This is a genomic window from Paracoccus zeaxanthinifaciens ATCC 21588, assembly GCF_000420145.1.
GTDB classification, from domain to species: Bacteria; Pseudomonadota; Alphaproteobacteria; order Rhodobacterales; family Rhodobacteraceae; genus Paracoccus; species Paracoccus zeaxanthinifaciens.
Genome location: NZ_ATUJ01000005.1, coordinates 172,337 through 198,491 on the forward strand (window position 1 = coordinate 172,337; position 26,155 = coordinate 198,491).

Genomic DNA, 26,155 nt, shown 5'->3' on the forward strand with positions numbered 1-26,155 from the left:
CCATGACCGACCTCACCAAGACCCCCGTCACCGTCATCACGGGCTTTCTGGGCGCAGGCAAGACGACCCTGATCCGTCACCTGATGCAGAACCCGCAGGGCAAGCGGCTGGCCGTTCTGGTCAACGAATTCGGCACGATGGGCGTCGATGGCGACATCCTGAAGGGCTGCGCCGACGACAACTGCCCCGCCGATGCCATCATGGAGCTGTCGAACGGCTGCATCTGCTGCACCGTGGCCGACGATTTCATCCCCACGCTGGAACGGCTGATGGCCCTGCCGCAGAAGCCCGACCACATCCTGATCGAGACCTCGGGGCTTGCCCTGCCGAAGCCCCTTCTGAAGGCGTTCGACTGGCCCGCGATCCGCTCGCGCATCACCGTGGACGGGGTGATCGCCCTGGCCGATGCCGAGGCCGTGGCCGCGGGCCGCTTCGCCCCCGACGAGGATGCCGTGCAGGCGCAGCGCCTGGCCGATGAGGGGCTGGATCACGACACCCCCCTGGCCGAGGTCTTCGAGGACCAGATCGCCTGCGCCGACGTAGTCCTGCTGACCAAGGCGGACCTTGCGGGCGAGGACGGCCTCGCCGCTGCCCGCGCCGTGATCGAGGCCGAGGCCCCGCGCAAGCTGCCCATGCTGGCCGTGACCGAAGGGGCGATCGACCCGCGACTGATCCTGGGCCTGAACGCGGCGGCCGAGGATGACATCGACGCCCGCCCCAGCCACCATGACGGTGCCGACGACCACGAACACGAGGATTTCGACACCATCGTCGTGGACCTGCCCGAGATCGACGATCCGCAGGCGCTGTCGGACCGCATCGCGGATCTGGCGCGGACGCATGACATCCTGCGCGTCAAGGGTCACGTCGCCGTTCAGGGCAAGCCGATGCGCCTGCTGGTGCAGGCCGTCGGCGCGCGGGTCCGCCACCAGTACGACCGCCCCTGGGGCGACGCGCCCCGCACCTCGCGGCTGGTGGTGATCGCCGAACACGACCGCATCGACGCGCCCGCGATCCGCGCGATGCTGCAGGCCGTGCCCGCCTGATGCATGTGGTCTTCCGCGAACGCGTGGGGCTCGAGGAAACGGACGCCCCCTATGATCCCGGCCAGACGCCGGGGGACCTGGTGGCGCTGTCCTTCTCCGACAGCGACCTGGGCGCGTTCGCGGCGGGCTGGCACCGGGCGGATGGCGGGCTGCCGTCGCTGCGGCTGTGCAACCTCGTGGCGCTGCGGCACCCGGTCTCGGTCGATACCTATGTCGATCAGACGCTGTCGGGGGCCAGGGGCATCCTGATCCGCCTGATCGGCGGCGAGGCCTATTGGCCCTATGGCCTTGCATCCGTCCAGGATCTGGCGCGGCGCAAGGGGATCGCCCTGGCAATCCTGCCTGCCGACGGGCGCGACGATCCCCGGCTGGAGGAGATGTCCACCGTTCCCGCATCGGTGCTGCGCGTGCTGCGCCGCCATTGCGACCAGGGCGGCGCGGTGGCAGCGCAGGCGGCGCTGGCGCAGATGGCCATCGCGGCGGGGCTGCACGCGGCACCGGTCGCGGGCCGCACCGCCCTGCCGCAGATGGGGTTCCACGACCCCGATCTGGGCGTCGTTCCGGCACCGCCGCAGGGGGCCGTGCTTGTCACCTTCTATCGCAGCTGGCTGGCCGCCGCCGATACCGCCGCCATCGACGCGGTGATCCGCGCGCTGCGCGACCGCGGCATCCCGGCAATCGGCGTCTTTACCCCCTCGCTCAAGTCCGAGGGCTTTGCCGATTTCCTGCGCGGGGCCGACCTGCGCCCGCGCGCCATCGTCAACGCCACGGGCTTTTCCGCCGCGCCCTTCGGCGGGCTGACCTGCCCCGTCTTCCAGATCGCGCTGTCCACCAATCGCCGCCGCGAATGGGCCGAGGCCGAGCGTGGGCTGTCGCCATCCGATCTTGCGATGAACGTCGTCCTGCCCGAGGTGGACGGGCGCGTCTTCGCGGGCGTCGTCAGCTTCAAGTCCCCCGCACCGCGCGATCCCCTGCTGCAATATTCGCGCTTCGCCCATCGGCCCGACCCCGCCATGGTGGACGCCGCCTGCGACCGGATCGCGGCATGGCTGCGCCTGTCGGAACGCGAGGGGCCGCGCGTGGCGATGGTTCTGTCCACCTATCCGGGGCGGGACTGGCAGATGGCCCATGCGGTGGGGCTGGATTCGCTGGCATCAGCGGATGCCGTGGCGGGGATGCTGGGGCACGCCCCCCTTGCGGCGGATCTGGCCGAGGCCGCGATCCGCTGGCCGCTGGACGATTACCGCGCGGCGCTTGGGACGCTGCCGCAGGTGCTGCGGGACCGGCTGCGGGCCGAATGGGGCGATGCGGCGGACGACCCCGATTGCCGCGACGACGCGTTCCACCTGCGCGCGCTGGTCCGCGACGACCTGATCCTGGCGCTGCAACCCGAGCGCAGCCACCGAAAGGGGCGCGAGGACGAATACCACGACCTGACCCGCGTGCCCCGCCACGCCTATGTCGCCTTCTACCTGTGGCTGCGGGCGCAGGCACCCGATGCGCTGATCCACATGGGCGCTCATGGCACGCTGGAATGGCTGCCGGGCAAATCGGTCGCGCTGTCGGGCGAATGCTGGCCGCAGGCGCTGACCGGGGCGCTGCCCGTCATCTATCCCTTCATCGTCAACGACCCGGGCGAGGCCGCGCAGGCCAAGCGCCGCCTGGGCGCGGTCACGTTGGGGCACATGCCCCCGCCGATGCGTGCCGCCAGCCTGCCTGCCGGCATGACCGCGCTGGAACGCCTGCTGGACGAATATTCCACCGCCGACGGGCTGGACCCCGCCCGCCGCGACCGCCTGATCGCGGATATCCGCGACGAGGCCCGCGCATCGGGCGTGGAAACCGACTTGGGCATTCCCGCCGATGCCTCGGCCGCCGAGGCGATCACCCGGATCGACCGCTTCGTCTGCGACATCAAGGAAAGCCAGTACGGCGAGGGGCTGCATGTCTGGGGCAGCGGCCCCTGCGGCGATGCCGAGCGTCGGGGCCTTGCGACCGCGCTGGCGGGGCGCTTCGTGGCGCCCGGGCCGTCCGGCTCGCCCGCACGGGGCCGGTCCGACGTGATGCCCACGGGGCGGAACCTGTTTTCCACCGATCCGCGCGCGGTCCCGACGCCCGCCGCCCATGCGCAGGGCGTGAAACTGGCCGAGGAACTGCTGCGCCGCCACCTGCAGGACCACGGCGACTGGCCGCGCGGGCTGGTCGTCGATCTGTGGGGCAGCGCCACGATGCGCACCGCGGGCGAGGAATTCGCCATGGCCCTGCACCTCGCCGGTCTGCGCCCCGCCTGGGACGAAGGCTCGGGCCGCGTAAGCGGGGTCGAGGTCGTGCCCCTTGCGCTGCTGGGCCGCCCGCGCATCGACGTGACGCTGCGGGTCTCGGGGCTGTTCCGCGACGTGTTCCCGGTGCTGGCGCAGATGTTCCAGACCGGCATCCGCGCCTTGGCCGAACGCGACGAGGCCGCGGACCAGAACCCCTATGCCACCGATGCGCCGCGCGTCTTCGGACCCGCGCCCGGCAGCTATGGACTGGGGATGGGGACCGCGCCCGACAGCTTTACCGATGCCGCGCGCGCCGCCGCGGGCGAGGCGTGGCTGGCCGCGTCCGAATGGGCCATCGGCGCGGACGGGCAATCGCACCGCGACCGCGAGGCGCTGGACCTGCGCATGGCCGGTGCCGACAGCTTCGTCCACGCGCAGGACCTGCCGGAATCGGACCTGCTGCTGGCCGCCGACTATGCCGCGCACGAGGCCGGTTTTGCCGCCGCCGTCGCGCGGATCGGGGGCGCTGCGCCCGCGCTCTATCACCTGGACGCGACGCAGCCCGACCGCCCCCGCGCCCGCACCCTGACCGAGGAGATCGCCCGCACCGTCCGCGCCCGCGCCGCCGATCCCGCATGGGCCGACGCGATGACCCGCCACGGTTTCCGCGGCGCGGCCGAGATCGCGGCGACGCTGGACCACATGGCGGCCTTCGCGCATCTGGCGGGCGCGGTGCCGCCGCATCTGTTCGACCTCTATCACGACGCGACGCTTGGCCGCCCCGAGATCGAGCGTTTCATGGCCGAGGCCAACCCCGCGGCCCTTCAGACGATGCGCGACCTGTTCCGCCGCCTGCACGATGCGGGCCTGTGGGTGACGCGCCGCAACTCCATCGCCGCAACCCTGGGGGCCGCCGAATGAGCGGGATCCGGGGATGGTGTCCCGGCGCCCTGCGCCCGATGGAATCCGGCGACGGGCTGGTCGTCCGCATCCGCCCGCGCGGCGGCAGGCTGACCCGCGCGCAGGCCGAAACCATCGCCGACGCCGCCGAGGCATGGGGCAACGGCACGATCGAGCTGACGGGACGCGCGAACCTGCAGCTGCGCGGCGTCACGCAGGCCACCCACGCCCCCCTGCTGGACGCGCTGAGCCAGGCGGACCTGCTGGACCCCGACCCCGCGACCGAGCAGCTGCGCAACATCGTCGTCACGCCCTTCGCCACGCCCGCGACCGACCGGCTGGCCGCCGATGTCGCCCGCGCCCTGACAGACAGCCGCCTGCCCCTGCCCGCCAAGTTCGGCATCGCCATCGACGACGCCCAGCCTGTCCTGACCGACGCCCCCGCCGACATCCGGGTCGAGGGCGACCTGATCCGCGCCGACGGCATGCCGCTTGCCGCCCCCCTGCGCGGGCCGGACGACGTGGTCGCGATGGCCCGCTGGTTCCTGGACCAGGGCGGCGCGCCGGGCGGTCGGGGCCGCATGGCCGCGCTGATCGCCGCGGGCATCCGCCCTGCCGCCGACACTCCCGCGCGCCCCCCCGTCGCGCGCCCCGCCCCCGGCGCGACGCCTGCCGGGATGCTGGCGGGGTTCGAGTTCGGCCAGATCCCACCCGAGACGCTGCGCAGGCTGTCGCGCCTTGCCCCCCTGCGGATGACACCCTGGCGCATGATCATGGTCTGCGCGGCCCGCAGCCTGCCCCCGATGCCGGGGCTGATCCTGCGGCCCGACGACCCGCTGCTGCGCACCCATGCCTGCCCCGGCGCCCCCGCCTGCGCCTCCGCCCATGCACCCGTCCGCCAGCTGGCCCGCGACCTTGCGCCCCTGATGCCGCAGGGCGCGGTGCTGCATGTCTCGGGCTGCGCCAAGGGATGCGCCTGCCCGCGTCCCGCCGACCTGACCCTGACCGCGACGCCGCAGGGCTTCGACGTGATCCGCCACGGACGCGCCTCGGACCCAGCCGGGCTGCGCGGGCTTCACCCCGACCAACTGACCAAGGTGCCCTGATGCCCCACCACTATGAAACCGACGGGGCCGCGATCTATCGCCAGTCCTTCGCCACGATCCGGGCCGAGGCCGACCTGGCCCGCTTCGACGCGGACGAGGAACCGGTCGCCGTGCGGATGATCCACGCCGCGGGGCTGGTCGGGCTGGAACGCGACATCCGCTTCACCCCCGGCATGGCCGCCACGGCGCGGCAGGCGCTGGCGGATGGCGCGCCGATCCTCTGCGATGCGCGCATGGTCAGCGAGGGGATCACCCGCCCCCGCCTGCCCGCGCAGAACCCCGTCATCTGCACGCTGAACGATCCGCGCACGCCCGAACTGGCGCAGCGGATGGGCAACACCCGCAGCGCCGCCGCGCTGGAGCTGTGGCGCCCCCATCTGGCGGGCGCGATCGTCGCCATCGGGAACGCGCCCACCGCGCTGTTCCACCTGCTGAACATGCTGGAAGATCCCGACTGCCCGCGCCCCGCCGCCATTATCGGCTGCCCCGTGGGCTTCGTCGGCGCGATGGAATCGAAGGACGCGCTGATGGCCGCGCCGCCCGTGCCCTCGCTGATCGTGCAGGGGCGGCTGGGCGGATCGGCCATCACCGTCGCCGCCGTCAACGCGCTGGCCAGCCGGAAGGAGTGATCGGATGGGACGCATCATCTGCGCGGGGCTGGGGCCGGGCGATCCGGACCTGATATCCGTCCGCGCCGACCGCGCGCTGCGCGGCGCAAGGCAGGTGGCCTTCTTCCGCAAGCCGGGGCGTCAGGGGCAGGCCCGCCGCATCGTCGAGGGCATCCTGCCCGCGGGCATCCCCGAACACGCGATGGAATACCCCATCACGACCGAGATTCCCTTCGACAGCCCCGCCTATAACGACGCGCTGGCGCGGTTCTACGACGATTGGGCCGATCGGCTGGCGGCGCTGGCCGCGACCGACGATCTTGTCGTCCTGTGCGAGGGGGATCCGTTCTTCTACGGATCGTTCATGCATCTCTATGTCCGCCTTCAGGGCCGCGTCGAAACCCAGGTGATCCCAGGCATCACCGGCATGTCGGGCTGCTGGACCGCGACCGGATCGCCCATCACCTGGGGCGACGACGTGCTGACGGTGCTGGCCGGGACGCTGCCGCAGGCCGAGCTGGAACGGCGCATGGCCATGTCGGATGCCATCGTGGTGATGAAGACGGGCCGCAACCTGCCCCGCATCCGCGCCGCGCTGCAGGCGACAGGCCGCCTGGACGACGCCTGGCTGATCGAGCGTGGCACCATGCCCGACCAGCGGCTGGCGCGGCTGCGCGACGTGGACGCGGCCGACTGCCCCTATTTCGCGATCGTCATGGTCCACGGCCATGGGCGCCGCCCCGAGATCCGGTGCCCCGAGATCAGGTGCCCGGAATGAGCGGTCGGATCACTGTCGCGGGCCTGGGCCCCGGTGCGGATGCGCTGGTCACCCCCGAGGTGACGCAGGCCCTGGCGGAGGCGACCGATGTCATCGGCTATATCCCCTATGTCGCGCGGGTGGCGCCGCGTGCGGACCTGCGGCTGCACCCGTCGGACAACCGGGTCGAGCTGGACCGCGCCCGCCACGCGCTGGACCTGGCCGAGGGCGGCGCGCGGGTGGTCATCGTGTCCTCGGGCGATCCGGGGGTCTTCGCCATGGCCGCCGCCCTGTTCGAGGCGCTGGAGGAGCGCGACACAGATCCCGACATCCGCATCCTGCCGGGGATCACGGCCATGCTGGCCGCCGCCGCCCGCGCGGGGGCGCCCCTGGGCCATGATTTCTGCGCGATCAACCTGTCGGACAACCTCAAGCCCTTCGCGCTGATCGAGAAGCGCCTGCGCCACGCCGCAATGGGCGATTTCGCGATGGCCTTCTACAACCCGCGTTCGAAATCGCGCCCCGAGGGGTTCGCCCGCGTGCTGCAGATCCTGCGCGAGGAATGCGAACCCGAACGCCTGCTGATCTTCGCCCGCGCGGTCTCGACCCTGGACGAGGAACTGCGCATCACCACGCTGGCCCGGGCCACCCCCGAGATGGCCGACATGCGCACGGTGGTGATCGTCGGCAATTCCGCGACGCGCCGTGTGGGGCGGTGGGTCTATGCGCCCAGATCGGCGGGGGCGTGATGCAGCCAGTCCAGCACCTCTGCCGGATGGGCCGCCTGCGGGCGCGGCGGCAGGACGGGGCGGTCGATCATCACGACCTGCACGCCCAAGGCGCGCGCGGCATGCAGCTTGGCCTCGGCCCCCGCGCCACCGCTGTTCTTGGCCACCAGATGCGTCATGCCGTGGCGGCGCATCAGATCCAGGTCGCCATCGACGGTAAAGGGGCCGCGGTCGATCACCAAGTTTGCGCGGGGCAGCGGCGGGGCGGCGGGCGCATCGACCAGCCGCAGCAGCCAGCGATGCGGCAGATGCGCGAATTCCGACAGGTGCATCCGTCCGATCGCCAAGAAGACCCGCGCCGGATCGCGCGGCAGCGCCGCGGCGGCGGCGGCCATGTCGGGCACGTGCAGCCACCCCTCTCCGCGCCATGGCGGGCGGATCAGCCGGATCAGCGGCAGGTCCAGCGCATCGCAGGCCGCATGGGCATTGGCGCTGATCCGCGCGGCAAAGGGATGGGTCGCGTCGATCACATGGGTGATGCCCTCGCGGCGCAGGTAATCCGCCAGCCCCTCGGGACCGCCGAAGCCGCCGATGCGCATGGGGATGGGCATGGACAATGGCTGCGCCGTCCGGCCCGCAAGGCTGTAGATCGCATCCATACCCGCCAGCGCATCCGCCATGCGGCGGGCCTCGGTCGTGCCGCCCAGAAGAAGGATGCGCGTCATGTCTGAACCCTGGCTGTCGATCATCGGTCTGAACGAGGATGGCCTGCCGGGCCTTGGTGCCGCAAGCCGGAAGGCGCTGGAGGACGCGCGCATCGTCTTCGGCGGGCCGCGTCACCTGGCGCTGGCGAAGGTCGGCGCGCGGGGCCGCGAATGGCCCGTGCCCTTCGATCTGGCCCCGATCCTTGCGCTGCGGGGGGAACGGGTGGCGATGCTGACCTCGGGCGATCCGTTCTGGTTCGGCGCGGGCGGCAGCATCGCGGCGCATCTGGACCCGTCGGAATGGCGGGCCTTTCCGGTCGCGGGGGTCTTCTCGCTGGCCGCCGCGCGCATGGGCTGGCGGTTGGAACATTGCGCGACGCTTGGCCTTCATGCCGCGCCCTTCGCGCAGCTTCGCCCGCATCTGCATCGCGGCTGCCGCATCATCGCGACCCTGCGGGACGGCAACGCGCCTGCCGCGCTGGCCGAATGGTTGCGCGACATGGGCGCGAATGCGGCGCGGCTGACGGTGCTGGAACGCCTGAGCGGCCCGCGCGAACGCGTCGGCCCGCTGCGGGATGGGCACGAGGCCCCCGTGGCCGTCGCCATCGACGGCGACGACCTGCCTGCGGGCTTCGGACTGCCCATGGCGGCGGGGCGGGCGGACGAGTTGTTCGACCATCGCGGGCAGATCACGAAATCGCCCGTCCGCGCGATGACGCTGGCGGCGCTTGCCCCCCGCCCGGGGGAGCTGCTGTGGGATATCGGCGGCGGGTCGGGGTCGATCTCGGTCGAATGGGCACTGGCGGGGGGACGCGCCATCTGCATCGAACCGCGCGAGGATCGGCTGGACCTGATCCGCAGCAACCGCGACCGCTTCGGCGTGGCGCAGCGCATTGAGGTGGTGCAGGGCGCCGCGCCCGATGCGCTGCGCGATCTGCCCGCACCCGACGCGATCTTCGTGGGCGGGGGCGGCAGTGCGGGTCTGTTCGACGCCATCCTGCCCCTGCCCGCCCGCATCGTCGCCAATGCCGTGACGTTGGAGACCGAGTCCCTGCTGGCCACTTTGCACGCCCGCCATGGCGGAAGCCTGACCCGCATCGCCCTCAGCGAGGCCGCGCCCCTTGGCGGCATGCGCGGCTGGCAGCCCGCCCGCCCCGTCACCCAGTGGAGCCGCCCCGCATGAGGATCGCGGGCATCGGATGCAGGCCGGGCACGCCGCCCGCAGCCATCGCCACCGCGCTGACCCGCGCGGGCGGGGCCGACCTGCTGGCGGGCATCGCGGAACGCGCGCCCGAATTGCGGGCCGCCGCGCAGGCGCTGGCCCTGCCCCTGCGGCTGGTCGATGTCGCGGGCATCGCAACCCCCACGCAATCGCCCCGCATCCTGGACCTCTTCGCCACCGGATCGGTGGCCGAGGCCGCAGCCATCGCCGCAGGGGGCCGCCTTCTGGGGCCGCGCACCGCCTGCGGCCCCGTCACCATCGCCATAGCCGAGGTTCCATGACCGTCCACTTCATCGGCGCCGGACCGGGCGCCGCCGACCTGCTGACCATTCGCGGGCGCGACCTGATCGCCGCCTGCCCCGTCTGCCTCTATGCCGGCAGCCTGATCCCGCCCGCGCTGCTGGATCACTGCCCCGAGGGCGCGCGGATCGTGAACACCGCCCCCCTCAGCCTCGACCAGATCATCGACGAGATCGCATCCGCCCATGCGGAGGGACATGACGTCGCGCGGCTGCATTCGGGCGATCTGTCGGTCTGGTCGGCGATGGGCGAGCAGCTGCGCCGCCTGCGGGCGCTGGACATCCCCGTGCAGGTCACGCCCGGCGTGCCCAGCTTTGCCGCTGCCGCCGCGGCGCTGCAATCCGAACTGACCCTGCCCGGCCTTGCGCAATCGGTCGTCCTGACCCGCACCCCCGGCCGCGCATCCGCCATGCCCGAGGGCGAGAGCCTGAGCGCCTTCGCCGCCACCGGCGCCACGCTGGCGATCCACCTGTCGATCCATGCGCTGGACCGCGTGGTGGCCGATCTGTCCCCCCATTACGGGCCGGATTGCCCGGTGGCGGTCGTCTGGCGCGCAAGCTGGCCCGACCAGCGCGTCATCCGCGCGACCCTTGCCACCATCGCGCAGGCGGCGCAGGGCATCGACCGCACCGCGCTGATCCTTGTCGGCCCCGCACTTGGCGCCGAGGGGTTCCAGGAAAGCCGCCTCTATGCCGCCGATTACGACCGCCGGTACCGCCCGACCGGCCCCAACCCCAGGTTCCCCGAATGACCCCCGGACTGATGATCTCTGCCCCCGCATCGGGCACCGGCAAGACGGTGCTGATGCTGGGCCTTTTGAACGCGCTGCGCCGCCGCGGCATGGATGTGCAGCCCTTCAAGTCGGGGCCGGACTATATCGATCCCGGCTTCCACCGCGCGGCCTCGGGGCGGCCCTCGTTCAACCTGGATGCCTGGGCGATGGAGCGGGGGCGCATCCTGACCCATGTCACCGCCCAGCCGGATGCCGACCTGGTGCTGGCCGAAGGGTCGATGGGCCTGTTCGACGGCGTTGCGCATCGGGGCGAATCCGGCATCGGCGCCAGCGCCGAGATCGCCACGCTGATGGGCTGGCCGGTGGTCCTGATCATCGACGTGTCGGGGCAGGCGCAATCGGCGGCGGCGGTCGCGCGGGGCTTCGCCACGCTGCAGCCCGACCTGCCCTTTGCGGGGGTGGTGCTGAACCGCGTGGCCTCGGCCCGGCATGAAACCCTGATCCGCGAGGGGATGGAGCGTGGGGGCATCCGCGTGCTGGGCGCGCTGCCGCGACAGGGCAACATCACCCTGCCCGAACGCCACCTGGGTCTTGTGCAGGCCGAAGAGACCGAGGGCCTTCAGGCGATCCTGGACCATGCGGGCGATTTCATCGGCGCGCATTGCGATCTGGACGCGATGCTGGGCGCGGCGGCGGCCCGCCCCCTGCCGCCCGCCGATCCGCCCACCGCGATGACGCCCCCCGGCGGACGGATCGCGCTGGCGCGGGATGCCGCGTTCTCCTTCACCTATCCGCATGTGATCGACGCGTGGCGGCGGGCGGGCGCGACGATCCTGCCGTTCTCGCCGCTGGCCGACGAGGGGCCGGACGACAGCGCGGATTGCTGCTGGCTGCCGGGCGGATACCCGGAACTGCACGCCGGACGGCTGGCCGCAGCGGACGGGTTCCGGCAGGCCATGCACCGCTTTGCCCGCACGCGGCCCGTGCATGGCGAATGCGGCGGCTACATGGCGCTTGGCGCGGGGCTGGTCGATGCCGATGGGCAGCGTCACGCGATGCTGGGGCTGCTGGGGCTGGAGACCAGCTACCACAAGCGGCGGATGCACCTGGGATACCGCCGCGCGACGCCGCTGGCGCCGCTGCCGGGCCTGGGACGCGCCGCACTGCGGGGGCACGAGTTCCACTATGCCTCGATCCTGTCCGAACCCGATGCGCCCCTGGCCCATGTCACCGACGCAAATGGCCGCGAGGTCGCGGAAACCGGCAGCCACCGCACGACCGATGGCGGCGGGCAGGTCAGCGGGACGTTCTTCCACCTGATCGCGCCCGCCGCGACTTGACGGAAGCGTGATCGTCGTGTCTGGCTGAGGACGCATGGTGCCCGGATGACGCGATACGCGTCGGGCTTCATCGGGAATGGGGAAGGGCGGACCAAATCGCGGCGCCCGAAGCCCCAGCCGCCCCCGCGACTGTATGCGGAGAGCGGGCGTCACGCGCGCCACTGGATCCGTCCGGGAAGGCCGACGCCCCGCCACGACCCGCAAGCCAGGAGACCGGCCATGCATCGCAAATGCCACGGCCGTCGGGTGTGACGGCGACAGGAGAACGACAATGCATATCGAACCGGGCGTCGTGAACGGCGCGAAGATCATCCTCAGCTATGCCACCGCGGCGACCGCGGGCCTCTATGCGCTGCGGCTGGCGGCAAAGGACCACGGGCTGCGCGGGCTGCCCTCGCTTGCGGCGCGGGCGGCGATCGCCACGGCGCTGACCTTCGTCTTCTTCCAGGTCCTGCCGAAATTCCCCGTGGGCGTCTCCGAGGTTCACCTGATCCTGGGTTCCACCCTGTTCCTGCTGCTGGGCGCCGCCCCCGCCGCAATGGGCCTTGCCGCGGGCCTTGCGCTGCAGGGGCTGTTCTTCGCCCCCGCCGACCTGCCGCAATACGGCATGAACGTCACCACGCTGCTGGTGCCCCTGTTCCTGCTGCGCGAGATCGCGGGCCGGATCATCGCGCCCGGCACCGCCTATGTCGATCTGCGCTATGGCCAGGCGCTGGCGCTGTCGACGGCCTACCAAGGTGGAATCGTCGCCTGGGTCGCCTTCTGGGCGTTCTGGGGTCAGGGCATGGCCGCGATCGACGGCGTGATGGCCTTCGGCGCGGCCTACATGCTGGTCATCGCGCTCGAACCGCTGGTCGATCTGGCCGTGCTGGCCGGCGCGAAGTCGCTGCGCGGCCTGCGCGGCAGCCCGCTGGTGACGGACCGCCTGTTCGCGTGACCGAGCTTTCGCTGATCGGGATCGGGGCCGGAAACCCCGATCACCTGACCTTCCAGGCGGCCCGGGCATTGTCCCGGGCCGATCTGATCCTGATCCCCCTCAAGGGCGAGGAGAAGGCCGACCTTGCGGGCCTGCGCGCGCAGATCGTGGCCACCCATGCGCCGCAGGGCCGCGTGGTGCGCTTCGACCTGCCACAGCGGGCATCGGGCGGCAATTACCTGTCCCATGTGAACGACTGGCACGATGCGATCGCGGACGCGTGGCGGGCGCAGATCGACGCGCATCTGCCGGGCGGCGGCACGGTCGCGGTGCTGGTCTGGGGGGACCCGTCGCTTTACGACAGCAGCCTGCGGATCGCGGAACGGCTGGGCCTGCCGGTGCGCGTCGTGCCGGGGATCACCGCGATCCAGGCGCTGTGCGCGGCCCATGCGATCCCGCTGAACGATCTTGCCGCCCCCGTGCAGATCACCACCGGACGCCGGTTGCGCGACGAGGGCTGGCCCCCCGGCGCGGACCGCGTCGTCGTCATGCTGGACGGTCATTGCGCCTTTGCCGACCTGCCGCCCCACGGCCTGCACATCTGGTGGGGCGCCTATCTGGGGATGGAGCGCGAGATCATCGCGGAAGGCCCGCTGGCCGAGGCCGCCCCGCGCATCAGGACGATGCGCGCCGAGGCCCGCGCGCGGCATGGCTGGATCATGGACTGCTATCTTCTGGCGCGCGGCTGAGAAATCGCGGGCCTAAAAACGAAGGCGGCCCCGAAACCGGGGCCGCCTTTGATCGTCTACAGAAGGCTCAGGCCTGAAGCGAGCGGACGCCGACCTCGCCCTCGCCCCGCGACTTGATCGCCGCCACCGCCGCGATGCTGCCCGCGGCCGTGGTGAAATACGGGATCTTGTCATACAGCGCGACGGCGCGGATCTCGCGGCTGTCGGCGATGGCCTGCGCGCCCTCGGTCGTGTTCAGCACCATCGTGATCTCGCCGTTCTTCAGGCGGTCCACGATGTTCGGGCGACCTTCATAGACCTTGTTGACGCGCTGCGTCTCGACCCCGTGGCCCGCCAGGAAGTCCGCCGTCCCCGAGGTCGAGACCAGCGTGAAGCCCATCTGCGTCAGGTCGCGCGCGGCCTGCGCCAGGGCTTCGCTCTTGTCGGAATCCTTGACCGAGACGAAGACGCGCCCCTCGTGCGGCAGGTGCGTGCCCGCACCCACCTGCGCCTTCAGGAAGGCGCGCGGGAAGTTGCGGTCCCAGCCCATCACCTCGCCGGTGGAACGCATCTCCGGCCCCAGCAGCGTGTCGACGCCCGGGAAGCGGGCGAAGGGCAGCACGGCCTCCTTGACCGAGAACCAGGGCGTGATCGGATCGGCCAGGGTCATCGGGTCGGCGAAGGGCAGGTCGTCCTCGGGGCCGACGCCCTCGGGATAGGGCGCGCGGGCGGGGAAGTTCGACATCGGCTCGCCCGCCATCAGGCGCGCGGCGATCGAGGCGATGGCGCTGTCGGTGGCCTTCGCGACGAAGGGCACCGTGCGGCTGGCGCGCGGGTTCACCTCCAGCACGTAGATCTCGTCGCCCTTCAGCGCGAACTGCACGTTCATCAGGCCGACGACCTTCAGCGCGCGCGCCATCTCGACGGTCTGGCGCTTCAGCTCCTCGATGGTGGGGGCGTCCAGCGTGTGCGGCGGCAGCGAGCAGGCGCTGTCGCCCGAATGGACGCCGGCTTCCTCGATATGCTCCATGATGCCCGCGACATGGACGGTCTTGCCGTCCGACAGCGCGTCCACATCGACCTCGATCGCGCCGGCCAGATAGCTGTCCAGCAGGACCGGGTTCTTGCCCGACACCGTCACCGCCTCGCGGATATAGCGCTTGAGGTGGTCCATGTCGCGCACGATCTCCATCGCGCGGCCGCCAAGGACATAGGACGGGCGGATCACCAGCGGGAAGCCGATGCGGCCCGCGATCTCGATCGCCTGCTCGTCGGTGCTGGCGATGCCGTTGATCGGCTGCTTGAGGCCCAGGTCGTTCAGCAGCTTCTGGAACCGCTCGCGGTCCTCGGCAAGGTCGATCGCGTCGGGGGTGGTGCCCAGGATCGGGATGCCCTCGGCCTCGAGATCGTTTGCCAGCTTCAGCGGCGTCTGGCCGCCGAACTGGACGATGACGCCGTGCAGGGTGCCGTTCTCCTGCTCGGTGCGCAGGATCTCCAGCACATGCTCCAGGGTCAGCGGCTCGAAATACAGGCGGTCGCTGGTGTCATAGTCGGTGCTGACCGTCTCGGGGTTGCAGTTGACCATGATGGTCTCGTAGCCCGCGCCGGTCAGCGCGAAGCAGGCGTGACAGCAGCAATAGTCGAACTCGATCCCCTGGCCGATCCGGTTCGGACCGCCGCCCAGGATGACGACCTTCTTGGCGTCCGAGGGGCGCGATTCGCATTCCACCTCGCCCATCGCGGGGGCTTCGTAGGTCGAATACATGTAGGGGGTCTGGGCCTCGAACTCGGCGGCGCAGGTATCGATGCGCTTGAAGACGGGCTTGATGTCCAGCGCGCGGCGGGCGCGGCGGATCTCGGCCTCGTCCCGGCCGGTCAGATGCGCAAGGCGGGCATCGGTGAAGCCCATCATCTTGGTCGCGCGCAGGTCGTCGGCATCCTCGGGCAGGCCGCCCTCGCGGATGCGATGCTCGGCGTCCACGATTTCGCGGATGCGGGCCAGGAACCAGGGGTCGAAACTGGTGACGCGCTGGATCTCGTCATTGGTCATGCCGAAGCGCATCGCCTCGGCGATGATGCGGATGCGGTCGGGCGTCTGCTTGGACAGCGCCGCGATCACGGCGGGCTTGCCCTGCTCGGCGGCGCCCTCGATCACGATCTCGTCCAGGCCGGTCAGCCCGTTCTCCATCGAGGTCAGCGCCTTCTGCAGCGATTCGTGGAAGCTGCGGCCGATGGCCATGACCTCGCCCACCGACTTCATCGCGGTGGTCAGTTCGGGCTTGCTGCCGGGAAACTTCTCGAAGGCGAAGCGCGGGATCTTGGTGACGACATAGTCGATGCTGGGCTCGAAGCTGGCGGGCGTCACCTTGGTGATGTCGTTGTCCAGCTCGTCCAAGGTATAGCCGACGGCCAGCTTGGCGGCGATCTTGGCGATGGGGAAACCGGTGGCCTTCGACGCCAGCGCCGAGCTGCGCGAGACGCGCGGGTTCATCTCGATCACGACCATGCGGCCGTCCTCGGGGTTGATGGCCCATTGCACGTTCGAACCGCCGGTCTCGACGCCGATCTCGCGCAGGACCGCGATCGATCCGTTGCGCATGCGCTGGTATTCGCGGTCGGTCAGGGTCAGCGCGGGGGCGACGGTGATCGAATCGCCCGTGTGGACGCCCATCGGATCGACGTTCTCGATGGCGCAGACGATGATGGCGTTGTCGGCGCGGTCGCGCACGACTTCCATCTCGTATTCCTTCCAGCCCAGCAGGCTTTCGTCGACTAGCACCTGCGCCATGGGCGATGCGTCCAGCCCCGAGCGCACGATGCGTTCATAATCGTCGCGGTTGTAGGCCACGCCGCCGCCGGTGCCGCCCAGCGTGAAGGCGGGGCGGATGATCGCGGGCAGGCCGATATCCTCCAGCGCCTCCATGGCCTCGGCGACGCCCGCATTGATGTCGTACTTGCCGTTGGCCAGCTTGGGCGCCGCGACGATGGTGGCGCGCGGGTTCTCGATGCCGATGCGGTCCATCGCCTCGCGGAACAGCTTGCGGTCCTCGGCCATCTCGATGGCGCTGCGCTGCGCGCCGATCAGTTCCACGCCATAGCGGTTCAGCGCGCCGTTATCCGCCAGCGCCAGGGCGGTGTTCAGGCCGGTCTGACCGCCCATGGTCGGCAGCAGCGCGTCGGGGCGTTCCTTGGCGATGATCTTCTCGACCATCTCGGGGGTGATCGGTTCGATATAGGTCGCGTCGGCCATTTCCGGATCGGTCATGATCGTGGCCGGGTTCGAGTTGACCAGGATGACGCGATAGCCTTCCTCGCGCAGGGCCTTGCATGCCTGTGCGCCCGAGTAGTCGAATTCGCAGGCCTGCCCGATGACGATGGGGCCGGCGCCGATGATCAGGATGGATTTGATATCGGTTCTTTTCGGCATCATGGCCTCCGCGGCTGGCTGAGATTGGCGCAAATCGTCCGGGGTTATAGCCAAGACAGGTCAGGACGCAAGGTGCCGCGGACCCTGCACGACCCTATTTCGCGGGCCTCAGCCGCCCGACAGCAGGGCCAGCGCGGTGCTGTAGCGGTTCTGCACCTCGCCAGTCTGGATCTGGCTGCGCGCCAGGAAGTTGACGATCAGCTTGTCGATGGTGCCCGCCTCGGTCAGATCCGCGAAGCTGGAGCTGCCGAGATACCGCTCGGATGCGTTCATGAACTCCTCCAGCTGCCGGTCGACGTCCAGCTGGCCATAGCTGTCGCCGAAACCGAACGCGCCTTCGAAGACCTCGCGCAGGGGGGCGTTGCCCATGACCTCGTACCACAGGGTCTTGTCGGTCGAACTTCGCCCGGCCATGTCCTCCAGCTCTCGCCGCGCATTCAGGGCAAGGCGCAGGTTCTCGTCCCCCTCGCCGATGCGGCGTTCGAATTCGCGCTGGACGAAGGCCTTGCCGATGGTCTGCCCCAGATCGGCGGGCTGCGTGGCGGACCCGAAGCCGAACGCCTCGGCCATGCGCTTGTAGCGCTTGTCCGACAGGCGGTTCACGAGCGAGTTGGCGTCGGACACGTCCGATTCCAGAACCTTGCGAATGAAGGCCTTGTTGGCGATGTCATCTTCCAGCCCGAAGGCGGACAAAGCGGTGCTGAGAAGGCGATAATCGTCGACCAGATCGGCGGCACCCGTGACGCCGCCGATCTTGTCCTGGAAATACGCGGTCGAGCGCTGGACGATGGGGTCGGCCTCGACCGCCATGATCTGCCGTTCCTCGCTGCGCTGGACGATCTTCCAGCCGGCGATCCCGCTGCTTCCGATGAAGATCGCCGTCATGCCGGTCGGGGCGTGGCCGCGCGTGCGAACAGGCGCGTTTCCCGCGGCAGCAATTCGCGCAGCCTGCGCATCGCATGATAGGGGTTGTCCTCGACCGCGGCCTCGGTCGCCTGGCCGAGGATGATGCGGCTGTCGCGGTCGTCGAAGACCTGGCTCAGCTGTTCGATCGCCAGAAGCAGCTGTCGCTTGCCCTCGGTGGGTTCGGCATCGCCCGACAGGATCAGCTGCGCGATATAGCAGGCGCGCGCGACCGGGGTTCCGGCATCGTCGGGATGGATCGCGTCGCGCAGGCGCAGGACGTTCACGTTCGGCGTCTTGATCGCGATCTTGCTGCGCCGGTCGCCATTCTCGATGACCGCGCCATTGATCAGGACACGCTCGTTCGGGGCGAGTTTCAGGACCAGGCCGCTCATGCGCCCACCTCTCCGCGAAGACCGCGCATGACGGTCATGTTGATGTCGATCAGCGGCTGGGTGACTGCCTCGCCCGCCATGACCGATTGCCCGTGGCGGATCTGGAAACCGGCCAACGAGATCAGCCCGGCCTTGGCATCATCGGGCAGCCCGTTGCCGGGTTCGGCCAGATCGAAGGCAAGCAAGGTCCAAAGTTCGGTGTTCTTTGCGACGGCGGCGATGATGTCGCGCCTGTCCTTGCGATCGGATGCCTGTCGCAGCATGCGCGTGACGCGGGCAAAGACGTCGTATTCCGCATCGCGCGTGCTGCGCATCCCGGGGTTCCTGTAGCCGTGTTCGGCCAGTGGCGTTACCGCGTTCAAGATCGTGCATCCCGTTCTGGAGAAGTGTTGGGGTGGCGGGCGCCGTCATGGCGCCCGCCCTGTTCATCAGCGGAACAGCGACATGACGGCCGACGGCGACTGGTTCGCGATCGACAGCGCCTGGATGCCCAGCTGCTGCTGGGTCTGCAGCGCCTGCAGGCGGGCAGAGGCTTCTTCCATGTCGGCATCGACCAGCGAGCCCATGCCGGTGCTGAGCGAGTCCGCCAGCTTGCCGACGAAGCTCGACTGGTCGGTGATGCGCTTGCCCGCCGAACCCAGGTCGGCGGCGCCCTGCACCGCGACGTCGATCAGGGCTTCGATCTCGCCGATGGCGGTCTGGGCCGAGGCACGGTCGGTGATCGCGGTCAGGCCCGCAACGTTCAGCCCGGCCTCGAAATCGACCGAGTCGACCGAGATGTTGTTGGCCGAGGTCGCCGCAGCGCCGTTGGTCCGATCCAGCGAGCCCAGCACGGTGAAGCTGGTATTGCCCGCGGTCGGGTTGGTCTTCAGCAGGTTCACGCCGTTCATCTGCGTGCCGCCGATGATCGAGGTGATCTGTTCGACCTTCTTCGAGATATCCGTCTGGATCTTGGCGTGATCGGCCGCGTCGTTCGCGCCGCCGATGGCCAGTTCCTTCATCTCGTTCAGCAGGTTGGTGATTTCTTCGGCCCCGCTGCGGGCGGTCGAGACGACGGCATCCGCGACGTTCAGGTTCGACTGGATGGTCTTGAAGCCCGTCTGGTCCGTTTCCATGACCTTCGAGATCGCCCAGACGGCCGCGTTGTCCTTGGCCGTCGCGACCGATTTGCCGGTCGAGATGTCGGACTGGGTCTTGCCCAGTTGCGAGTTGATGCTCTTCAGGGTCTGAAGGGCCACCATCGCGCTGTTGTTGGTCAGAATGCTGGACATGTTATCCTCCGGTAAACGGTGCTTTGCACCAGGGTTTGCATGAGCGGCCTTCTGACCTGGCGGGGTCCTGCCCCGTGCCGTGATCGGCATGTCACCGTTCTAGCTGCCGGTGATTGACAACTAGTGAACGGCGCCGATTCCACGAAGCGCCATTCACTGCGCATTTTACTAAAACCGCTGCGGGGCGGTCGCGACGACGGCGGTCACGTTGCGGCGCCCGACCTCGTCATAGGTCTGCAGGCTGCGCGCGGCGCGGATGATCGCGCGCACCTCCTCGGCGGCCTGGCGCGCACCGGCAAGCGACGCCTCGGCCAGGCTGCGGATCTGCATCACCTGCGGCTCGATCGCGGCGCGGTCCGCCTCGGACAGGCCCTGCCGGGCGGCAAGGCGGCCGAATTCCTCGATCGCGCGTAATGCGGCGGGCGCGTTTCCGGACAGGATCGCCGCGCGAATCGCGGCCAGCTGTCGGCCGGTCCCGCGGTTCATGCGCCACCCCCGACGATCCCGTCGAAGCCGAGGTCCAGGCGGTCAGCCAGCACCGCGGCATGTTCGCGGGTCAGGAAGCTTGCGAAATGATCCTCGCCCGCGCCGCCGGAAAAGGGGCCCTCCATCGGGGCGGGGCCTGCATGTTTCAACATCTCCTCGAGGAAGGCCCGTTCGAGGTTCTGCACCGCGACCGCGCGGTCGGGCGCGGTTGCGGCAAGGGTCGGGGAAGTGATCTGCACGCGACTCTCCTTTTCACGTCATGCCCCATGCCTAGGCCTTGCGCGGTAAATAATTGGTAAGGAGTTCAGGATATTCCGGTCGGGACGCGGGAGGATGCAGATGACCGAGATACCGATGATCATGCTTCCGGGGCAACCGGACCCGACACTGATCCTGTCGCCCAGGCTGGCGCTGCCGGTCGCGGACGCACCCGCGATCAAGATGGGCGAGGGCTTCGAGTTCTCGCTGCCCGAGGATCCCGCCTTGCCGTCCGGGCCGGGCACGATCTCCCTGCCCCAGACCGAGGATCCGTTGATCCGGTTGCTTGCAGGCTGGTCGGGGATCAGCGCCGACTATGCCCCGCCCCGGACGTCGGGGGACAGCGTGCCCGAAGCGCCGCTGTTGGCCGAGGCCCTGCCGTTGGACCCGACCCCGCAAGTGGCCGACGCCGAGAATGCCGTCCCGCTGCAAGATGATGTGCCGACGGACGAACAGGCCGAATCGCCACCCGCCCCCGACGAGCCGTCGGCTCCGGGGCCGGATCCCGTCGTCGCCCTGCCCACACAGGAAGCCATGCCAAAGCCCCCGGCGATTATGAAAGCCGAAGCTTCGCGGCCCTCGAACACCGCGCGAACGGAACCGGCGGTCGCGCTTGCGCAGCCCTCGGTCGAGCAGGCACCTGCGGACCGCATGTCACCGCCGGTCGGAACGGCAACGCATATCGCGCCCGAACCGCTCGGCGATACGCGGCAGACCCCCGCCCCCCTGGCAGCGGAAACCGAACGCCCGATCAATCCCGAGCCGCTCGAACAGCTGGAAGCGCGCCCAGCCCTTGCCGCGCGTGCCGATGCCCCGCAGCCCGAAGCCCCCCGCACCGAGACCGTGCAGCAGCCGCGCAGCGCACCGCAGCACGACCCCAGACCCGTGGCGCGCCAGATCGCCGATGCCGTCGTGACGACCCGGGAGGGCGAGACCGAGATCGCCCTCGCCCCCGAGGAGCTGGGCCGCCTTCGTCTGGTCATGACCGGGGCCGATCGGGGGCATGTCACGATCTTTGCCGAACGCCCCGAGACGCTGGACCTGATCCGCCGCAACGCGGACCTTCTGACCCAGACGCTGGCGGATGCGGGGATCGAACAGGGATCGCTCGATTTCCGCGAAGAACGTCGGGATTCCGCGCCCGCCCCGCATGACGACGCCCCCGAGGGCTCGCCCGCCGCCACGGTCGAGCATGTGGCCACGCGGCCACGACCGCTCAGCGATCGCCGGCTCGACATCAGGATATAGGAGATACACATATGGTCGATGCCATCGGCGCGACGACGACACAGACGGCAACGGCCTCGACCAGCCTTGGAAGCGCAGGCACCGGGGCCGATTTCGAGACGTTCCTGACCATGCTGACCGCGCAGCTGCAGAATCAGGATCCGCTGAACCCGATGGAGAGCACGGACTTCGCGGTGCAGCTTGCGACCTTCGCGGGGGTCGAACAGCAGGCCCTGGGCAACCAGCTGCTGGGCCAGCTGGTCGCGCAATCGGGCGCGGGCGGCATCGGCGGCGCTGCGGACTGGATCGGCAAGGAGGCCCGCACCACCGCCCCGGTGCATTTCGGCGACACCCCCCTGACGCTGGAGGTCGCGCCCCACGCGCTTGCCGACAGCGTGACGCTGATCACCACCACCGCCTCGGGGCAGGAGATCATGCGCGAGGAGATCGGCCCCGGCCAGGGGCAGATCGACTGGTACGGGCGCGACGACATGGGAAACAAGCTGCCGGACGGGCTCTATGGTTTCCGGATCGAGAGCAGCCGCGACGGGCAGACGATCGGCACCGGCGCGGTCGAGACCTATGCCCGCGTCACCGAGGCGCAGGTCGGGGCGCAGGGGACGATCATCGTGCTGGAAGGCGGGGCGACGGCCTCGGTCGATCAGGTGACGGGCCTGCGAGAGGCCCCGGACGCTTGACCGGATGCGCATTGCGGGCATAAGCCCCGGCTGACCGAACACCCGGAGGGAGCCCCGCAATGTCCAAGATCCTGATCGCCCCGTCGATCCTGTCCGCCGATTTCGCCGATTTCGGCAACGAGATCCGCGCAATCGAGGCGCAGGGCGCCGACTGGGTCCATGTCGACGTGATGGACGGCCATTTCGTGCCGAACCTGACCTTCGGCCCCCCCGCGGTGAAGGCCTTCCGCCCGCATGTGAAGACCTTCATGGACGTGCACCTGATGATCGCGCCGGTCGATCCCTTCATCGAGGCCTATGCCGAGGCGGGCGCGGACATGATCACCGCCCATGTCGAGGCAGGCCCCCACCCGCACCGCACCCTGCAGGCGATCCACGCGACGGGCGCCAAGGCGGGCATCGCGCTGAACCCCGGCACCCCCGCCGAAGCGGTCGAGCATCTGCTGGACCTGTGCGACATGGTGCTGGTGATGACCGTGAACCCCGGCTTTGGCGGGCAGAAGTTCATCCACAGCCAGATCGCCAAGATCGAGCGGATCCGCGCCATGATCGGCGACCGCCCGATCCACATCCAGGTCGATGGCGGCGTCGATACCGAGACCGCACCCCTGGTCGCGCGGGCCGGGGCCGATGTGCTGGTCGCGGGGTCGGCGGTGTTCCGCGGCGGCTCGGTCGACCGGGCCGACATCTATGGCGCGAATATCGACGCCATCCGCAAGGCGGCCGAAGCAGTTTGACAAAGCCTGCCCGCGCGCGTTTGCTGCGCGGGCAATTCAGCGAACCGGGGGGCGGAATGGATCTGGGCATCAAGGGCAAGCGCGCATTGGTCTGCGCGGCATCGAAGGGGTTGGGCCGCGGCTGCGCCGAGGCGCTGGCCGAGGCGGGCGTGGACCTGGTGATCAACAGCCGCACCGAATCCGAGATCACGAAGACCGCGTCCGAGATCGCCGCGAAATACGGCGTCAGCGTCACGCCCGTCGCCGCCGACATCACCACCGAGGAGGGGCGCGCCAAGGTGCTGGCCGCGCTTGGCGATGCTGACATCCTGGTGACCAATGCGGGCGGCCCTCCGCCGGGCGACTGGCGCGACTGGGACCGCGACGACTTCATCCGCGCGCTGGACGCCAACATGCTGTCGGCCGTGGCGCTGATGCAGGCGCTGGTGCCGGGCATGATGGATCGCGGCTGGGGCCGGGTCGTGAACATCACCTCGCAGTCGGTCCGCTCGCCCATCCCGGCGCTTGGGCTGTCGAACAGCGCGCGTGCGGGGCTGACCGGCTTCGTCGCGGGCATGTCGCGCCAGGTCGCGGGCAGCGGCGTCTGCGTGAACAACATCCTGCCGGGCATCCACGCCACCGATCGCGCCAACAGCCTGGACGACGGCGTGGCCGGTCGCCAGGGCATCACCCGCGACGAGGCCCGCAAGCAGCGCGAGGCGGGCATCCCCGCAGGCACCTATGGCACCGCCGAGGATTTCGGCGCCACCTGCGCCTTCCTCTGCAGCCAGCAGGCGCGGTTCATCGTCGGGCAGAACATCCTGCTGGACGGTGGGGCGCTGAACGTCACCGTCTGAGGAACGAACGGAAGCCCCCTTGCCCGATGCGCCCAGACTGGAGGTCAGGAACCTGACCCGCCGCTTCGACGGCTGTGCCGTCGTCGACGATGTCGACTTCGCCGTCGAGGCAGGCCAGGTCGCCTGCCTTCTGGGCCCGTCGGGCTGCGGAAAATCGACCACGCTGCGCATCGTCGCAGGCGTGGACATGCAGGATCAGGGGCGGATCTTCGTCGATGGCAACCTGATCTGCGACACCGATTTCCGCGTGCCGCCGGAACGCCGCGCCATCGGTCTGATGTTCCAGGACTTCGCCCTGTTCCCTCACCTGCCCGTGCGCGAGAACGTGGCCTTCGGGCTGAAGGGCGGTTTCGCGGCCAATCGCGACCGCGTGCTGGACCTGCTGGCGCGCGTGCAGATGGGCGCGCATCTCGACAGCTTTCCGCACGAGCTGTCGGGCGGCGAACAGCAGCGGGTCGCGCTGGCCCGTGCGCTGGCCCCGCGCCCGCGCGTCCTGCTGATGGACGAACCCTTCAGTGGCCTGGACGAACGTCTGCGCGACGGCATCCGCGACGAGACGCTGGCCCTGCTGAAGGAAGAGGGTACCGCCGTCCTGCTGGTCACGCACGAACCGCACGAGGCCATGCGCATGGCCGACCAGATCCTGCTGATGCGCGACGGGCGGATCGTGCAGCAGGGCGCGCCCTACAATCTCTACAATGCGCCGGTGGACCGGCAGGCCGCCGCGTTCTTCAGCGACATCAACCTGCTGACCGGCCGCGTGTCCGGCGCGCTGACCCGCACGCCCTTCGGCGAATTCCTGACCCCCGGCCTGCCCGACGGGTCCGAGGTGGACATCGTCATCCGCCCCCAGCACCTGAAGATCGACTTCGACCGCGCGGGCCAGGGCCCCTCGCCCACGGTCGAGAACGGCACCGCCGCCCGCGCGCGGGTCCGCAGGGCGCGTTACCTGGGCCGCGAATCGCTGGTCGAATTCGCCACGGACGAGGGCGGGATCCTGCTGAACGCCACCGTTCCCGGTGTCTTCCTGCCCCCCGAGGGCACGCCCATGTGGCTGATGCTGCGCCGCGACCGGGTCTTCGTCTTCCCGCGCAAGCCCCGGACCTGAGCTGCCCGTTCCGAAGGCGGAAAACGCCGCTTCGGGGTCCGGATGCGACAAAATCCTTGCCTTGCGCCCGCACCGCCGCTAGCAGCGGGAACAGGAATTCGGGAGACACCGGCCATGCGCCGGGGCCGAAGGAGCAGCCGCCCCGGCGAACTCTCAGGCAAAAGGACCGTCTTCCACCAGAACTCTGGAGAGTGGCCGCAAGGCCCGCCGAAGGGATAACGATCTCAGGCGTCCGCAAGGACAGGGACAGAGGGGGCATCGACACGCGGGGGCGACCCCGCAGGACCGATGCCGGCTGACCGGCAGCAAGCGATGACAGGGGAGGGCCGCGCATGGCCGACACGCGTCGAACCGGACTGAACGAACTGCACAGGGAACTGGGCGCCCGCATGGTGTCCTTCGCGGGATGGGACATGCCCGTCCAGTTCCCGATGGGCGTCATGGCCGAACATCTGCACACGCGCGAAAAGGCGGGCCTGTTCGACGTGGGCCATATGGGCCAGGTGCTGATCCGCCCGCAGGACGGCGACATCGCCAGCGCGGCGCTTGCGCTGGAAACGGTGATCGCGGCCGACGTGCTGTCCCTGCCCGAGGGGCGGCAGCGCTACGGACTGTTCACCAACGACACGGGCGGCATCCTGGACGACCTGATGTTCGCCAATCGCGGCGATCACTTTCTGCTGGTCGTCAACGCCGCCTGCGCCCAGCAGGACATCGCCATCCTGAAGGGCCTGGCCGGCGTCACCGTCACCCCCGTCACCGATCGCGGCCTTCTGGCGCTGCAGGGTCCGCAGGCCGCCGAGGTGCTGGCGCGGATCGTCCCGCAGGCTGCCGACATGCGCTTCATGGACAGCGTGACGCTGGACTGGCAGGGGCACGCGCTCTGGGTCTCGCGCTCGGGCTATACGGGCGAGGACGGCTACGAGATATCGGTCCCCGAGGCGCAGGTCGAGGCCTTCGCCCGCGCGCTTCTGGAGCACCCAGAGGTCGCGCCGATCGGCCTCGGGGCCCGCGACAGCCTGCGGCTGGAGGCGGGGATGCCGCTTTACGGCCACGACATGGATGCGGGCGTCACGCCCGGCGCGGCGGGGCTGGGCTGGGCCGTGTCCAAGGCCCGCAGGCAGGGCGGCGCGCGCGAGGGGGGCTTTCCCGGCGCCGGCGTGATCCTGCCCGAACTGGCGCGGGGCGCCACCTCCGTGCGCCGGGGCCTGCGCCCCGAGGGCCGCGCGCCCATCCGCGAGGGCGTCGTGATCTTTGCCGCGAACGAGGGCGGAGAGCCCTTGGGCCAGGTCAGCTCGGGCGGGTTCGGCCCCTCGGTCGGCGGACCGGTCGCCATGGCGCGCATCCCCGCCGACATCCCCGAGGGCACGACCGTCTTCGCCGAACTGCGCGGCAAGCGCATTCCCGCGACGGTCGCGGCCCTTCCCTTCATCACCCCAAGCTACAAGCGCTGAGGAGCT

The 26,155-nt window shown here is 70.1% G+C and carries 26 protein-coding genes and 2 riboswitches; of the genes, 18 read left to right on the top strand and 8 right to left on the bottom strand.

What is annotated here, in order from left to right:
- Positions 1–2 precede the first annotated feature (2 nt).
- The 6 genes from cobW to cobJ are packed head-to-tail and all read left to right on the top strand — an operon-like array spanning position 3 to position 7,427.
- Positions 3–1,046, top strand: coding sequence for a cobalamin biosynthesis protein CobW (gene cobW, locus F804_RS0107140; RefSeq protein WP_022707062.1), 1,044 nt, complete (start codon positions 3–5; stop codon positions 1,044–1,046).
- Complete coding sequence (gene cobN, locus F804_RS0107145) at positions 1,046–4,228, top strand: cobaltochelatase subunit CobN (protein WP_022707063.1); 3,183 nt, start codon at positions 1,046–1,048, stop codon at positions 4,226–4,228. Before cobW ends, cobN begins: the two co-directional genes overlap by 1 nt.
- Positions 4,225–5,313, top strand: coding sequence for a precorrin-3B synthase (locus F804_RS0107150; RefSeq protein WP_022707064.1), 1,089 nt, complete (start codon positions 4,225–4,227; stop codon positions 5,311–5,313). The genes cobN and F804_RS0107150 overlap by 4 nt, the downstream gene beginning before the upstream one ends.
- On the top strand, positions 5,313–5,942 hold the full coding sequence (locus F804_RS0107155) for a precorrin-8X methylmutase (protein WP_022707065.1): 630 nt from the start codon (positions 5,313–5,315) through the stop codon (positions 5,940–5,942). Before F804_RS0107150 ends, F804_RS0107155 begins: the two co-directional genes overlap by 1 nt.
- Before the next feature lie 4 nt (positions 5,943–5,946).
- Positions 5,947–6,699: a precorrin-2 C(20)-methyltransferase gene (locus F804_RS0107160; RefSeq protein WP_022707066.1), complete on the top strand. Its 753-nt coding sequence runs from the start codon at positions 5,947–5,949 to the stop codon at positions 6,697–6,699.
- Complete coding sequence (gene cobJ, locus F804_RS0107165) at positions 6,696–7,427, top strand: precorrin-3B C(17)-methyltransferase (protein WP_022707067.1); 732 nt, start codon at positions 6,696–6,698, stop codon at positions 7,425–7,427. Before F804_RS0107160 ends, cobJ begins: the two co-directional genes overlap by 4 nt.
- Here cobJ and F804_RS0107170 read toward each other — a convergent pair.
- The gene (locus tag F804_RS0107170) at positions 7,400–8,131 is read right to left on the bottom strand and encodes a cobalt-precorrin-6A reductase (protein ID WP_022707068.1); all 732 of its coding nucleotides are present in this window, start codon (positions 8,129–8,131) and stop codon (positions 7,400–7,402) included. The two genes, cobJ and F804_RS0107170, sit on opposite strands and share 28 nt — an antisense overlap.
- On the opposite strand from F804_RS0107170, the gene F804_RS0107175 reads away from it, so the two are divergent.
- From F804_RS0107175 to cobF, 6 genes are all read left to right on the top strand, one after another.
- Positions 8,130–9,293: a bifunctional cobalt-precorrin-7 (C(5))-methyltransferase/cobalt-precorrin-6B (C(15))-methyltransferase gene (locus F804_RS0107175; protein ID WP_022707069.1), complete on the top strand. Its 1,164-nt coding sequence runs from the start codon at positions 8,130–8,132 to the stop codon at positions 9,291–9,293. The two genes, F804_RS0107170 and F804_RS0107175, sit on opposite strands and share 2 nt — an antisense overlap.
- Positions 9,290–9,613 (top strand): cobalamin biosynthesis protein, encoded by a 324-nt coding sequence (locus F804_RS0107180; RefSeq protein ID WP_022707070.1) that lies wholly within the window; start codon positions 9,290–9,292, stop codon positions 9,611–9,613. Before F804_RS0107175 ends, F804_RS0107180 begins: the two co-directional genes overlap by 4 nt.
- The gene (gene cobM / locus F804_RS0107185; protein ID WP_022707071.1) at positions 9,610–10,383 is read left to right on the top strand and encodes a precorrin-4 C(11)-methyltransferase; all 774 of its coding nucleotides are present in this window, start codon (positions 9,610–9,612) and stop codon (positions 10,381–10,383) included. The genes F804_RS0107180 and cobM overlap by 4 nt, the downstream gene beginning before the upstream one ends.
- A complete protein-coding gene (locus F804_RS0107190; RefSeq protein ID WP_022707072.1) occupies positions 10,380–11,705 on the top strand; it encodes a cobyrinic acid a,c-diamide synthase CobB in 1,326 nt (441 codons plus the stop codon). Before cobM ends, F804_RS0107190 begins: the two co-directional genes overlap by 4 nt.
- Positions 11,706–11,723: 18 nt before the next feature.
- Positions 11,724–11,941, top strand: a riboswitch (cobalamin riboswitch).
- Between the two features lie 35 nt (positions 11,942–11,976).
- Positions 11,977–12,642: an energy-coupling factor ABC transporter permease gene (locus F804_RS0107195; RefSeq protein WP_022707073.1), complete on the top strand. Its 666-nt coding sequence runs from the start codon at positions 11,977–11,979 to the stop codon at positions 12,640–12,642.
- Positions 12,639–13,370 (top strand): precorrin-6A synthase (deacetylating), encoded by a 732-nt coding sequence (gene cobF, locus F804_RS0107200; RefSeq protein ID WP_022707074.1) that lies wholly within the window; start codon positions 12,639–12,641, stop codon positions 13,368–13,370. Before F804_RS0107195 ends, cobF begins: the two co-directional genes overlap by 4 nt.
- Before the next feature lie 67 nt (positions 13,371–13,437).
- Here cobF and carB read toward each other — a convergent pair whose 3' ends face one another.
- The 7 genes from carB to F804_RS17650 form a co-directional block, all read right to left on the bottom strand.
- A complete protein-coding gene (carB, locus tag F804_RS0107205; RefSeq protein WP_028725738.1) occupies positions 13,438–16,776 on the bottom strand; it encodes a carbamoyl-phosphate synthase large subunit in 3,339 nt (1,112 codons plus the stop codon).
- Between the two features lie 108 nt (positions 16,777–16,884).
- Positions 16,885–17,661, bottom strand: a complete 777-nt coding sequence (locus tag F804_RS0107210) for a DUF1217 domain-containing protein (protein WP_022707076.1) — start codon at positions 17,659–17,661, stop codon at positions 16,885–16,887.
- On the bottom strand, positions 17,658–18,074 hold the full coding sequence (flbT, locus tag F804_RS0107215; protein WP_022707077.1) for a flagellar biosynthesis repressor FlbT: 417 nt from the start codon (positions 18,072–18,074) through the stop codon (positions 17,658–17,660). The genes F804_RS0107210 and flbT overlap by 4 nt, the downstream gene beginning before the upstream one ends.
- Positions 18,071–18,388 (bottom strand): flagellar biosynthesis regulator FlaF, encoded by a 318-nt coding sequence (flaF, locus tag F804_RS0107220; RefSeq protein ID WP_022707078.1) that lies wholly within the window; start codon positions 18,386–18,388, stop codon positions 18,071–18,073. The genes flbT and flaF overlap by 4 nt, the downstream gene beginning before the upstream one ends.
- A gap of 114 nt (positions 18,389–18,502) precedes the next feature.
- Positions 18,503–19,345 carry a flagellin N-terminal helical domain-containing protein gene (locus F804_RS0107225; RefSeq protein ID WP_022707079.1) on the bottom strand — a complete coding sequence of 281 codons (843 nt, stop codon included), beginning with the start codon at positions 19,343–19,345 and terminating at the stop codon, positions 18,503–18,505.
- A gap of 168 nt (positions 19,346–19,513) precedes the next feature.
- Positions 19,514–19,831: a hypothetical protein gene (locus F804_RS0107230; RefSeq protein WP_022707080.1), complete on the bottom strand. Its 318-nt coding sequence runs from the start codon at positions 19,829–19,831 to the stop codon at positions 19,514–19,516.
- Positions 19,828–20,070, bottom strand: coding sequence for a flagellar protein FlgJ (locus F804_RS17650; protein WP_022707081.1), 243 nt, complete (start codon positions 20,068–20,070; stop codon positions 19,828–19,830). The genes F804_RS0107230 and F804_RS17650 overlap by 4 nt, the downstream gene beginning before the upstream one ends.
- Before the next feature lie 100 nt (positions 20,071–20,170).
- Between F804_RS17650 and F804_RS0107240 the strand changes: the two genes are divergently transcribed.
- From F804_RS0107240 to gcvT, 6 genes are all read left to right on the top strand, one after another.
- Complete coding sequence (locus F804_RS0107240; RefSeq protein WP_169447685.1) at positions 20,171–21,337, top strand: flagellar hook-length control protein FliK; 1,167 nt, start codon at positions 20,171–20,173, stop codon at positions 21,335–21,337.
- Between the two features lie 11 nt (positions 21,338–21,348).
- A complete protein-coding gene (locus F804_RS0107245) occupies positions 21,349–22,014 on the top strand; it encodes a flagellar hook capping FlgD N-terminal domain-containing protein (RefSeq protein WP_022707083.1) in 666 nt (221 codons plus the stop codon).
- A 59-nt stretch (positions 22,015–22,073) separates the two neighbouring features.
- A complete protein-coding gene (gene rpe, locus F804_RS0107250) occupies positions 22,074–22,751 on the top strand; it encodes a ribulose-phosphate 3-epimerase (protein ID WP_022707084.1) in 678 nt (225 codons plus the stop codon).
- A gap of 56 nt (positions 22,752–22,807) precedes the next feature.
- Positions 22,808–23,587, top strand: a complete 780-nt coding sequence (locus F804_RS0107255) for an SDR family oxidoreductase (protein WP_028725741.1) — start codon at positions 22,808–22,810, stop codon at positions 23,585–23,587.
- 19 nt (positions 23,588–23,606) lie between these two features.
- On the top strand, positions 23,607–24,695 hold the full coding sequence (locus F804_RS15910) for an ABC transporter ATP-binding protein (protein WP_022707086.1): 1,089 nt from the start codon (positions 23,607–23,609) through the stop codon (positions 24,693–24,695).
- A gap of 89 nt (positions 24,696–24,784) precedes the next feature.
- A riboswitch (glycine riboswitch) is annotated at positions 24,785–24,874 on the top strand.
- A gap of 153 nt (positions 24,875–25,027) precedes the next feature.
- Complete coding sequence (gene gcvT, locus F804_RS0107265; RefSeq protein WP_022707087.1) at positions 25,028–26,149, top strand: glycine cleavage system aminomethyltransferase GcvT; 1,122 nt, start codon at positions 25,028–25,030, stop codon at positions 26,147–26,149.
- Positions 26,150–26,155: the final 6 nt, after the last annotated feature.